Raw genomic sequence first — 12,292 nt, 5'->3', positions numbered from 1 at the left:
GAGACTCTAGCACAAGTTTAGATTTCTAAACCATCCAATAGACTTAACCACCCTTTAATGATCCTGTGGCAAAACCAAATGATCCCAAAAAGATAAATCGAAAGACTGAGCCAAGTTAACGGCACGCAATAGCCGAGCACTAACAAGCCAAGAAAGGCGACATTGGAATGCCGTTGCCAACGCAAATGCGACGCCAATAATGGATTACCATGGGATTGACGTTGGGAAACATTAATGAACAAACTTAGCAGCACGGGAAGTAATAATAAGGGAAAGCCCGACATCAAGGCGTACAACAAATGCCCCAGAGAACGGTCTTCAATTTTTGCGGCATAAGTGGTTGTCATTGTCATTGAGAGACTCCAGCCAGACTAATGGACTGGGCGCAAACATCATACGCCCTGTCATTAACCTTACGTTCTCACTGAGATAAGCGCAACTAAGGATTAGAAATATTTCCATCCATTTAAGAATAAGCCTGATAAGCCCTGTGTAACTGTCACTAATCAGCAGCGCGCTAAAGTTTAAGTGTCACATCGGATGTTAGCGTTGTAGAGCACGCGAGCACAAAACCCGCGTCAATTTCCGCGGCGCTGAGGGTCATCACACTCGTCGATACGGTTTCGCCCTCCAATACTTGGCATTTACAGGCGCCGCACACGCCCGAACGACAGGCAGCAATAATCGGTAATCCTTCAGACTCTATTCCCTCAAGTAGACTCTGCCCTTGCATTAGCCTTGTGCTGCGATCGCCAATTGCTAAGTTAAAAATAGGCAAAGTAAAAGCCCCTGCTTGCGGATTTTCATCTGTTTCAGATGACTTTGCTTGCATGAGCTGATTACGGGCGGCTTTCTCGGCCGTGGCAAAACTCTCATGGTGCAACCGACTCATATCAAAGTTGAGTTCGGCCAATAACGCTTTTACCGCCTGCATATAAGGCTCGGGCCCGCAGAGATAAACCGTTCGCTCAGCAACATCAGGCACTAAAGTTTGCAGCATCTGTGCAGTTAATCGCCCTATATCAAAACTTATCTTTGGGTAGAATAAAGGTGATGCTGCCGCCGACTCCAGCGCATAGCTGAGCTGAAATGCATTAAAGCGGTTCGCCATAGTCTCCAATGACGATTTAAAAATGATATCAGCGTCTGAACGCGCACTGTGCACAAAGGCAATATCGGCATCAATTTGAGTGTCAGTTAGATAACGCGACATCGAATACATGGGCGTAATGCCGCAACCGGCACTCAAAAACAAGTATTTCTGCGCAGGGATATCAACTAAGTTAAATTGCCCCATAGGTGGCAGCACTCGCACACGCTGGCCTGGCTGCAAGTGGTCAATAAGATAATTAGACACCAGTCCACCCGCCACACGCTTAATCGTCACCATCAAGGAATAGGGTCTCGATGGTGATGAGGACAAGGTATAACTGCGGCACACTTGCTCGCCGTTAATCTCGAGCACAAAGGTAATAAACTGGCCGGGTTTATAGTCAAACTTCATCGGCTCGCCCGCTTGAAAACGAAAACTCACCACATCGACGGTTTCATTCCAACGTTCGACGCACACCAGTTCGCTAAGCGCTGGCTCGGCGTGCACCAATGGACTAACACTCTCAGGTTTATGGGGTAAAGCTGATATTGCCTCTGCCATCACACTCAAATTTATCGCACTCATAGCATTCTTACCTGCAATACACTGCGGTTTAACCCTCGGCAAAACCGAAAGAAAACCGCAGTTAAACAACGACTCATTGCTGATTTAAATCGCTATTTTCAGCTGATTTCATCAATGAGCACCGACTGATTTACGCCACGTTCAACATGGTCTTTAAATCGGCCTCAACTGTGGTGGTATTGCGTAAGCCAAACTTTTCTTCCAAAATTTTGGCTAGATTAGCGGTTAAAAATGCAGGTGGTGTTGGGCCAGTGCGAATATTTTTCACGCCGAGTGATAACAACGTCAGCAACACCACAATGGCTTTTTGTTCGAACCAAGAAAGCACTAAACTCAAAGGTAATTCATTGATATCGCATTCGAATACTTCAGCTAGTGCAATCGCTAACTGAATCGCAGAATAGGCATCGTTACACTGGCCCACATCGAGTAAACGTGGAATACCGTTAATGTCACCAAATTCGAGCTTATTGAATTTGTACTTACCGCAGCCTAAGGTCAGGATTAATGAATCCTTCGGCGTCGATTTCGCAAGTTCAGTAAAGTAGCTTCTGTCGGCCTTGTCACCATCGCAGCCGCCAACGAGGAAGAAGTGTTTAATCGCGCCACTTTTTACATTTTCAACCACTGCTGGCGCTGCCGCCATCAACGCATTGCGGGCAAAACCAATCGTGATAGTGTGGGGGATTTCATCATAGATAAAACCTTCTAGTGCTAACGCCTTATCAATCACAGCAGAGAAATCATCGCCTTCGATATGCACCACACCAGGCCAACCAACAATGCTGCGGGTAAAAATACGATCGCTATAACTGCCCACATTGGGGTCGATAATGCAGTTGGACGTCATCACCACAGCACCGGGGAAATTGGCAAACTCTTGCTGCTGATTCTGCCAAGCACTGCCGTAATTTCCGACAAGGTGCGGGTATTTTTTAAAGGCAGGATACGCCAGTGCGGGCAACATTTCGCCGTGGGTAAACACATTAATACCCTTACCGACGGTCTGCTCAAGGATAAGCTCTAAATCCTTCATATCATGACCAGAGACCAGGATTGCCTTGCCCTTAACTGACTTAGTATTGACCACTGTAGGTTCAGGGTGACCAAAGGCCTGAGTTTCACCCGCATCAAGCATCGCCATAATGCGGTAGTTCAACTGACCAATATCCATCGCCGTGGTAAATAGTTTATCGCCATCGACACTCGGCTCACCTAAGAAAGACATGATTTCATGGAAGCGCCCTGCTACATCGGCATCAGTCTGCCCCAACACGCGGGCATGCTCCATATACGCAGCAGCACCTTTAAGGCCATATAAACACAATAGTCTTAACCCCATGATGTCCTCATGAACGTCATGCTTATCTTTATTCAGCAGCGCAATCGGTGCCTGCGCTAGCATTTCAACCTTACTGGTCCCCAGCACTAACTGAGCGACTTGCGGCACTTGCTCAGCAACAATGCCTGTTTGTTCACAAGCCGCTTCGTAGGATGCCTTTAGCTGAGTTCGATACTTAGCCGCCCGCTGCGCATAGGCCATAATGCGCTCGTCATCAAAGTTGACGTTGGTAAGGGTAGAGAAAAAGGCTTTAGGCACGAAGCTGTCAATTTCAGCATCGATAATGCCTTGCTCGCGGGCTTTAACGGCATAAACAGACACGCCTTGCAGCATATAGATCAGCAAGTCTTGCAGATCTGACGTTGCCGCCAACTTGCCACACATACCTTGGGAATAACTACAACCATTGCCAGCGGGTGTACGAATGGTTTGCTCACATTGAATACAGAACATGGATAGACTCCTAATTTAAATTCATGCTTTATTTTTGCATGTTTAAAACTAGTCTACCTAAACACGCCATAAGCGACAGTCATTTCTAGAATTGGATGCTAAATGTTAGAGAACGATCACCTTTAGCAATCACTAATAAAGGCTATAAAACCTGCCAAAAATCCATAAAAAAACGCCCGTCAATGATGGGCGTTTTTAAGAGTAACTTACTCTTTATTAATTGGTTTTCATATCATTGACCGATTGCAGCATAATACGGCTTTCGCGCTGGAATTGAGGGGCAAAATCCCCAAACCATTTAGCGACGCTTTGGAACTGCTTAATAAACTCGTTCCTGTCGCCGCGTTTTAGCAGCTCTAACGCTTCACGGTAGTTGTCTAAGTAATCACCAATAGCATGCTGGCTATCTTGCTGGGCAAAAATAATATCGGCGTAAAGCTCTGGGCTTTGGGCGAATAGGCGCCCTACCATAGCCAATTCTAAGCGGTAAATCGGCGAGCTAAATTGCAGTAAAGTATCAATATCTGCTTCTTCCTTGCACAGATTCAAACCATACACAAAGGTCGAGAAGTGGCGCATCGCCTGCACTAACTGCATTGCACTGTCGTGACGTTCGGGCTCTGCTTCGACAATCCGCGCGCCCCAAATGGCGATCTGCTCAAGCAACCATTGGTATTTCTCCGGCGAGCGGCCGTGGCACACCACCACAACTTGTTTCGCCAAACTGCCCACATCGGGACCAAACATAGGATGGAAACCGACGACAGGACCAGAATGCGCCTCAAGCATGGCTTTAACCGGCTCTGTCTTGATGGAGGTCAAATCCGCCAGAATGCAGTCGGCTGGTAATTGGGTCAGCTTTTCGCGAATAAGCTCGCAAGTAATCGCAATAGGCACAGTCACTAACACCATGCCCGCATCGGTAAATAGGCTATCTGCTTGCTGCCAATCATCTTTATCTAGCAGATTCACTTGGTAGCCAGATAAGGTCAGCATTTGTGAAAACAGTCCACCGAGTTGCCCTTTACCGCCGACAATCACCACTGAGCCGAGATCTTTTTTAACTTGCTTAAAGCCTACATCTTTTTCATTGAGATAAGACTCGCGCATCAGACGACGTAAAATATCTTCAATTAATTGCGGCGCAATCCCCATGTTTTTCGCTTCTTCGCGGCGTTTAGCGAGCATGGCGGCTTCACGCTGCGGTGCATAAATCGGTAAACCGGCGCCGTGTTTCACTGTGCCCACTTGCGCCACGAGATCCAAGCGCTTACGCAGTAAATGCAGTAATTGCTGATCGACACCATCAATCAGGCCGCGAAGATGTTCTAATTCGGCCGTTGTTTTTTCATTCATACCTGAGTCCATTAAGCTGTAGCCAATTTAAGCGTTAGCTACTTTAAGCATATCGAAGCGTGCCGGGAGTATTGAAGATAACTTCACCGCGCCGTCACGTAAAATAGTTTCTGTTTTTTCCCAGTTAATACAGGAATCTGTCACAGATACACCATAAGCTAACTCGCTTAATGGCTTATCACAGCTTTGATTGCCTTCATTTAAATGGCTCTCTAGCATGACGCCGATGATCGATTTATTGCCGTTATAAATCTGCTCGAACACATCTTCACACACAGGCTTTTGGCGGCTGTAGTCTTTGGATGAATTGCCATGGCTGCAATCGATGATCAAACGTGCATTGAGTTTGGCTTTGTGCAGCTGCGCCTCACATTCAGCCACGCTTGCGGCATCGTAGTTGGGTGTTGCACCGCCACGTAAAATCACATGACCATCGGGATTGCCCGCAGTTTGTAATAAGGCGACTTGGCCCTGTTGGTTAATGCCCATAAATCTGTGACTGCTGGCCGCCGATTTTAGCGCATTAATCGCCACATCGAGCTTACCGTCGGTGCCATTTTTAAAGCCCACCGGCATAGAAAGACCCGATGCCATTTCCCTATGGGTTTGCGATTCAGTGGTGCGGGCACCGATGGCCGACCAAGTCACTAGCTCAGAAATGTACTGAGGGCTGATAGGATCAAGCGCTTCAGTGGCGACTGGCAGCCCTAATTCGGCCAACCAAATCATCAGCTCACGGGCCATTTTCAGACCTTTTTCGACATCGAAGGATTCATCCATATCGGGATCGTTGATCATGCCTTTCCAACCTACCGTGGTACGCGGCTTTTCAAAGTACACTCGCATTAAGATGTAAAACTCATCACTGAGTTCATCGTGCAGGGTTTTAAGCCTTAAAGCGTATTCCTTAGCGGCGGCGATATCATGGATGGAGCAAGGCCCGGTGACGATCAATACTCGATTGTCGCGCTTATGGACAATATCAGCCACGGTTTTGCGGGCATTGAGGATATAACGATAAGCATGCTCAGAAAGTGGCAAGGCATTTTTAAGCTCTTGCGGCGTGATTAAAACTTTCTCTGAACTGATGTGTACGTTGTTAATCGTATCTTGTTGCATGCTTACCACCTAAGACTTAGTGTTTAACCCAGTTATCGAAGCAGGACTTCAAGTCAGCTTGGGCATTCATTTCGGAAGAAAAATAGCGTAAATCCATCGCAATGTACTTTTGTAATGCTACACCATTACAATCAGGCGACCACTATGCCTGTTCATTCTATTTAGATCAAGTATAAATACTCAAAAAACAGCAACAAAAAACCGCCACTAGGGCGGTTTTCTGTGCGAACACTACGTCTTGTTTTCTGTAGCGGTAACTATTACTTAGTTGCCAGCTTCTCACGGATACGTGCAGATTTACCTGAACGATCACGCAGATAGTACAGTTTGGCGCGACGAACGCGACCACGACGCTTAACTTCAATGCTAGCGATCAGTGGGCTGTGCGTTTGGAAAGCACGCTCAACACCTTCGCCATTAGAGATTTTACGTACTGTGAATGCAGAGTGCAGACCACGGTTACGCTTAGCAATTACAACGCCTTCAAAAGCCTGTAAACGCTCTTTATCGCCTTCTTTAACACGAACCTGAACTACTACTGTATCACCAGCACCAAACGCAGGTACGTCTTGTTTCATTTGCTCATCGTTGAGCATTTTAATGATGTTGTTCATAACTTACTCCGTTCTAGAATTAACTGAGCTACGACTAAGCATGCTTGTTCATTGCTTCAACGAACTGCGCTAATAGAGTCGTTTGTTCGTCAGTCAGAGCTAGATTTTGCAATAATTCTGGCCGTCTCAGTAAAGTCCTACCAAGGCTTTGCTGTAAACGCCAGAGTCTAATTTGTTCGTGGTTGCCACTTAGCAGCACTGCCGGTACGTCAACACCATCAAGGCTTTCAGGGCGAGTGTAATGTGGACAATCCAGTAAACCGTCGGAGAAAGAATCTTGCTCCGCCGAAGCTTGTTTTCCTAGCACGCCAGGAACCAATCTCGATACTGAATCTATCAGGGTCATCGCCGGTAATTCGCCGCCCGAAAGCACGTAATCCCCTATCGACCACTCTTCATCCACTTCCGTTTGAATGATGCGTTCATCAATACCTTCGTATCGACCACAGACCAAAATCAAACGTGATGATTGAGCCAACTCAGTGACGCCTTGCTGATCCAGCTTGCGTCCTTGAGGTGACAAGTAAATCACCTTCGCACCTTCACCCGCTGCGGCTTTCGCTGCATGGATGGCATCGCGCAAGGGTTGCACCATCATCAACATTCCGGGACCACCGCCGTAAGGCCTGTCATCTACCGTATTGTGTCTATCATGGGTGAAATCACGGGGATTCCACGTGTGCAACTCGAGCAGGCCGTTTTTCACGGCTCGACCCGTAACACCAAAGTCTGTCACGGCACGGAACATCTCTGGGAACAGGGTTATTACCCCTAACCACATCTGTTGTACCTCGACTTAGAAGTCAGGATCCCAATCCACTAAAATCTGTTTACCTTGCAGGTCCACCGTTTTGATGAACTGCTCAGGGACAAAGGGGATCATACGTTCCACTTTGCCGAAACTATCTTTAGCGTTAGCTTTAACGAGTAATACGTCGTTCGATCCTGTTTCCACGATCTGATCGACAATCCCCATGTTATAGCCTGTTGTATTGACCACTTCGCAACCGATGAGATCACGCCAGTAGAATTCATCTGCTGGCAAATCGTTCATCTGTTCCGGCAAAATCGCAATCTCACAATTTGTGAGCATTTGCGCTTGCTCCCGTGTTTCTACGCCATCAAGTAAGGCAACAACGGCCTTGCCTTGATAACGCCACTGGGTGACCTTTATTTCGCGCCATTCACCATTTTCTTTAATAAGCCAAGGTGAATAGTCAAAGATACCTTCAACAGAATCGGTATAGGCGGTGATTTTCAGCCAACCTTTAATGCCATGACAGGAGCCTAATTTCCCCAGTACGACTGGCTGTTGGTTACTGCTCATCAATCTATACCTTAACGCTATTAAGCAGTTGCTTTACGAGCGTCTTTGATCAATTTTGCTACGCGTTCTGTAGCAGCTGCACCGTTAGAAACCCAGTGCTCAACGCGAGCTAGGTCTAAACGTAATGTTTCTTCTTGGCCACGGGCCAATGGGTTGAAGAAACCTACACGCTCAATGAAACGACCGTCACGAGCGTTACGGCTATCAGCAACAACGATGTTGTAAAATGGACGCTTTTTTGCGCCGCCACGAGCTAAACGAATGGTAACCATGCGTTTTCAATCCTCTAATGATTTGCTTTGAAGCAAAAATAAAAACTGGAACCCCGTGTTCGCGAAGAGTCCCAGATAGAAAGCCGGAAGATTTTACCTGAGTTTCCAACTAATGCAACCAAAGATGGCGATTATTACGCCTGCGTCCTTCGTTAGCGGTTCATTGTTACCAGAGTCAACCGACTGATAAAGTGCTAGGTTTAACTGAAAATGTCCGATTAACGGCCTGGAAATTTCATTCCAGGCGGCATCATGCCACGCATTCCGCGCATCATTTTTTGCATGCCGCCCTTAGCAGACATTTTTTTCATCATCTTTTGCATTTGCGTAAACTGTTTCAATAAACGGTTTACGTCTTGGATTTGCGTGCCAGAACCCGCAGCAATACGACGCTTGCGTGAGCCCTTGATTAAATCAGGGTTCTTACGCTCTTTGGACGTCATCGAATTAATGATGGCTTCCATTTGGCCTGTCATCTTGCCGTCTTGGATTTGCGCTAAGGCTTCTGGGGGCAATTGACCTACACCGGGCAGTTTTTCCAGCATATTCATCATGCCGCCCATGTTTTTCATTTGCTGTAACTGCTCACGGAAATCTTCTAAATCAAAACTGCCACCCTGCTTCACTTTCGAAGCCAGTTTCATGGCCTTTTCTTTATCGACGCCGCGCTCAACTTCTTCGATCAGCGATAACACATCGCCCATGCCCAAAATACGCGAGGCAATACGATCGGGATGGAACGGTTCTAACGCATCGGTCTTTTCACCGACACCGAGGAATTTAATCGGCTTGCCGGTAATATGGCGAATCGATAACGCCGCACCACCGCGGGCATCACCATCGACTTTGGTTAAGATAACCCCTGTCAGTGGTAAAGCTTCGTTAAACGCCTTAGCCGTGTTCGCCGCATCTTGACCTGTCATAGCATCAACAACGAACAAGGTCTCGATAGGCTTGACCGCAGCGTGTAAGCCTTTGATCTCGTCCATCATGGCTTCGTCGACGTGCAGACGACCCGCGGTATCGAGGATCACCACATCGATGAACTTTAATTTAGCGTGGGCAATCGCCGCTTTCGCAATGTCGATTGGCTTCTGGCTGACGTCCGATGGGAAAAACTCCACCGCCACTTCTTGCGCTAACGTCTCAAGCTGTTTAATCGCCGCTGGGCGGTAAACGTCGGCACTGACCACCAATACCGATTTTTTATGGCGTTCGCGTAAAAATTTACCCAGTTTGGCCACACTGGTGGTTTTACCCGCACCTTGCAGACCCGCCATCATGATCACGGCTGGCGGCTGAGTGGCTAAATCTAAGGCTTCATTCGCCTCGCCCATGGATTTTTCAAGTTCACTTTGAACTATCTTAATGAAGGCTTGACCAGGGCTTAAGCTTTTAGAGACTTCTTGGCCAACGGCACGTTCTTTTACATTATTAACGAATTCGCGCACCACAGGCAGGGCAACATCGGCCTCCAGCAGTGCCATACGCACTTCGCGCAGGGTTTCCTTAACGTTTTCTTCAGTTAAGCGACCACGGCCACTGATATTTTTCAGTGTGCGTGACAGTCTGTCGGTTAGGTTCTCAAACATCGTCCTGTTCTATACCTTTAAGAATCTCGATTGATGGGCTGTATTATAACGATGCATGCGCATTATGCTACTGCTGCACCCATCTTGATTGTGGTTAAGTGTTTTACTTGCGCTGAGTCATGTTTTATTGTCGTTAACACACTATTTAACCCTAACAATAAGAATCTGCTAAATTTTGCAACTCATGTCACTGCCCATTTGCCGACAGCTCATGTTATTCTAGGGAAAATATTGATCTGTATGCCCCGTTTATAAGGCACCTTTAACTACACAAATAGGTTAATTACCCATGGTCATCTTTTCTGCCTCAGCCATGTTTTTTTATTGCATTGCATTGGTACTAGTGACGAGTCGATTGTTCCACCCCGACGGTCCGAATCGCCGCGCCGTCGCAGGCATTGCAGCCATTGCGGTCATTCTGCATGCTGCTGCATTATCCCAAGTGATTTTCACCACTGATGGGCAAAACTTTAGCCTGACGAACGTGATTTCCTTAGTGAACTGGATTATCGCCTTTACTTTTACTGTGTTGATGTTCAGGCTGAAGGTGATTGTTGTAGTACCCGTGGTTTACGCCTGCTCTGTACTCTCGGTCGCCCTACTCTGGTTATTGCCGCCTAAGTTCATCACGCATTTTGAGCTTTATCCTGAAGTATTAGCCCACGTCGTATTGTCACTCATGGCCTACAGTGCCCTGATGATTGCCGCCCTGTATGCGATACAACTGGCGATGATCCAAAATAAGCTGAAGAAAAAACAATTTATGCTGAGCCCAGGCATTCCGCCACTTATGACAGTTGAGAAACAACTTTATCATTTAGTGATTATCGGCGTTATCTTGCTCAGTTTGTCACTCGCAACCGGCTTTATCTTCCTTGAAGACATGTTTGCAGATGGCAAAGGTCATAAGGCAATCCTGTCGATAATGGCTTGGTTTGTATACATTACTATGTTGTGGCAACAGTATTGGGTCGGCTGTAAAATTCGTACCGCAGTCATTTACACTTTGACTGGCGCCACCTTACTTTCGCTCGCTTATTTTGGCGCGCGCATTGTCAAAGAGTTAATCCTCAACTAAACATTTAAGTCGGCAAAGGCAGTTAATGCCGCTGCCGACTTGACACTTTTTTTAAATGTCGGTATTTACTTAAGTTTACTGGCCATATTGGAGCCTTTTTTGGACGCTATATCGACAAGCGCACTCCTGATCGTTTTACTAGTGCTTATCCTATTCTCTGCCTATTTCTCAGGCTCAGAAACCGCCATGATGACACTCAACCGTTACCGTCTACGCCACTTAGCCAGCAATGGCCATAAAGGGGCGATTAGAGCTCTGAAGTTGCTTGAGCGTCCAGACCGTTTGATTGGCTTAATCTTAATCGGCAATAACTTAGTCAATATTTTAGCATCGGCCATCGCCACTATTATTGGTATGCGTCTCTGGGGGGACTTAGGTGTCGCCATCGCTACCGGTGTGCTGACACTCGTTGTATTGGTATTTGCTGAAGTCACCCCCAAAACCATCGCCGCACTAAATCCCGAACGTATCGCCTTCCCCTCCAGCATACTGCTGCGATGGTTGTTGATCCTATTAGCGCCCTTCGTAAAAGGCGTTAACCTCATCACGTCAGGCTTTTTACGTTTGATGGGAATTAAAACCGTCAATAGTAGCGATGCGTTGAGCCAAGAAGAGTTGCGCACTGTCGTACATGAAGCTGGGGCTCTTATCCCCCAACGTCACCAAGAAATGCTGTTATCTATCCTAGATTTAGAGAAAGTCACCGTTGAAGACATTATGGTGCCGCGCTCAGATATCTACGGGATTAACGTCAATGACGAGTTTAAGGTCATCAATCGGCAGGTCATCCAAAGTCCACACACCCGAGTGTTAGTGTATCGCGACACAGTTGACGATGCGGTGGGCTTTATTCATTTACGCGATGCCCTGCGATTACAATCTAAAGAGCAATTCAGCAAGTCATCCCTGCTGCGCGCAGTGAAAGAACTCTACTTTGTGCCAGAAGGTACTCCGCTCAATGTGCAGCTGGCTAACTTCCAACAGAACAAAGAGCGTATCGGCTTAGTAGTTGATGAATATGGTGACATTCAAGGTCTGGTGACGCTCGAAGATATTCTCGAAGAGATTGTCGGCGACTTTACCACTTCAATGTTAACCACGCCGAGTGAAGATATCAAAGTGCAGCAAGATGGCAGTTACTTAGTCGATGCCAGCATTACCATTCGCGATTTGAATAAAGAAATGAAGTGGAACTTCCCGACCGACGGCCCTAAAACCCTAAACGGTCTGATCCTAGAATACCTAGAGGAAATCCCCTCAGCTAACACGAGTTTACGTTTAGCCGGTTATCCCTTAGAGATTATCGATGTGGCAGAAAATATGATTAAAACCGTGCGTATCATACCGCTGCATTATCACCCGCCTAGAGCTTAGCTTTCGATTTTCCCCATAAAAAATCGGCCGAACCACATACTAATATGTCGTTCGGCCGACTGCTCCCCCGAGCAATACTTTTCCCAA

12 protein-coding genes are annotated in these 12,292 nt (G+C 46.9%); 2 read left to right on the top strand and 10 right to left on the bottom strand.

Annotated elements, in window-relative coordinates; genetic code table 11:
• Positions 1-17: 17 nt before the first annotated feature.
• From AC5YB3_RS17940 to ffh, 10 genes are all read right to left on the bottom strand, one after another.
• Positions 18-353 carry a hypothetical protein gene (locus tag AC5YB3_RS17940; protein WP_006080796.1) on the bottom strand — a complete coding sequence of 112 codons (336 nt, stop codon included), beginning with the start codon at positions 351-353 and terminating at the stop codon, positions 18-20.
• 164 nt (positions 354-517) lie between these two features.
• Positions 518-1,678, bottom strand: a complete 1,161-nt coding sequence (locus tag AC5YB3_RS17935) for an FAD-binding oxidoreductase (RefSeq protein ID WP_494525858.1) — start codon at positions 1,676-1,678, stop codon at positions 518-520.
• Positions 1,679-1,808: 130 nt separating this feature from the next.
• On the bottom strand, positions 1,809-3,473 hold the full coding sequence (gene hcp / locus AC5YB3_RS17930) for a hydroxylamine reductase (RefSeq protein WP_494525857.1): 1,665 nt from the start codon (positions 3,471-3,473) through the stop codon (positions 1,809-1,811).
• 216 nt (positions 3,474-3,689) lie between these two features.
• Positions 3,690-4,829, bottom strand: a complete 1,140-nt coding sequence (gene tyrA, locus AC5YB3_RS17925; RefSeq protein WP_006080793.1) for a bifunctional chorismate mutase/prephenate dehydrogenase — start codon at positions 4,827-4,829, stop codon at positions 3,690-3,692.
• Between the two features lie 27 nt (positions 4,830-4,856).
• Positions 4,857-5,948, bottom strand: coding sequence for a 3-deoxy-7-phosphoheptulonate synthase (locus AC5YB3_RS17920; protein ID WP_006085074.1), 1,092 nt, complete (start codon positions 5,946-5,948; stop codon positions 4,857-4,859).
• A gap of 260 nt (positions 5,949-6,208) precedes the next feature.
• On the bottom strand, positions 6,209-6,562 hold the full coding sequence (gene rplS / locus AC5YB3_RS17915; protein ID WP_006080791.1) for a 50S ribosomal protein L19: 354 nt from the start codon (positions 6,560-6,562) through the stop codon (positions 6,209-6,211).
• Positions 6,563-6,596: 34 nt separating this feature from the next.
• Complete coding sequence (gene trmD, locus AC5YB3_RS17910; protein WP_006080790.1) at positions 6,597-7,343, bottom strand: tRNA (guanosine(37)-N1)-methyltransferase TrmD; 747 nt, start codon at positions 7,341-7,343, stop codon at positions 6,597-6,599.
• 15 nt (positions 7,344-7,358) lie between these two features.
• Positions 7,359-7,889 carry a ribosome maturation factor RimM gene (gene rimM, locus AC5YB3_RS17905; protein WP_006080789.1) on the bottom strand — a complete coding sequence of 177 codons (531 nt, stop codon included), beginning with the start codon at positions 7,887-7,889 and terminating at the stop codon, positions 7,359-7,361.
• Between the two features lie 20 nt (positions 7,890-7,909).
• Positions 7,910-8,161 carry a 30S ribosomal protein S16 gene (gene rpsP / locus AC5YB3_RS17900; protein WP_006080788.1) on the bottom strand — a complete coding sequence of 84 codons (252 nt, stop codon included), beginning with the start codon at positions 8,159-8,161 and terminating at the stop codon, positions 7,910-7,912.
• 218 nt (positions 8,162-8,379) lie between these two features.
• Positions 8,380-9,753, bottom strand: a complete 1,374-nt coding sequence (gene ffh, locus AC5YB3_RS17895) for a signal recognition particle protein (protein WP_006080787.1) — start codon at positions 9,751-9,753, stop codon at positions 8,380-8,382.
• Between the two features lie 289 nt (positions 9,754-10,042).
• Here ffh and AC5YB3_RS17890 point away from each other — a divergent pair, with 289 nt between their 5' ends.
• Both AC5YB3_RS17890 and AC5YB3_RS17885 read left to right on the top strand, forming a co-directional pair.
• Entirely contained in the window at positions 10,043-10,831 is a 789-nt protein-coding gene (locus tag AC5YB3_RS17890; protein WP_006080786.1) for a cytochrome C assembly family protein, read from the top strand.
• Between the two features lie 99 nt (positions 10,832-10,930).
• A complete protein-coding gene (locus AC5YB3_RS17885; RefSeq protein ID WP_006080785.1) occupies positions 10,931-12,205 on the top strand; it encodes an HlyC/CorC family transporter in 1,275 nt (424 codons plus the stop codon).
• Positions 12,206-12,292: the final 87 nt, after the last annotated feature.

It is taken from the genome of Shewanella sp. 1311, from assembly GCF_059338235.1.
This window is presented reverse-complemented; position numbering and strand designations above follow the sequence as displayed.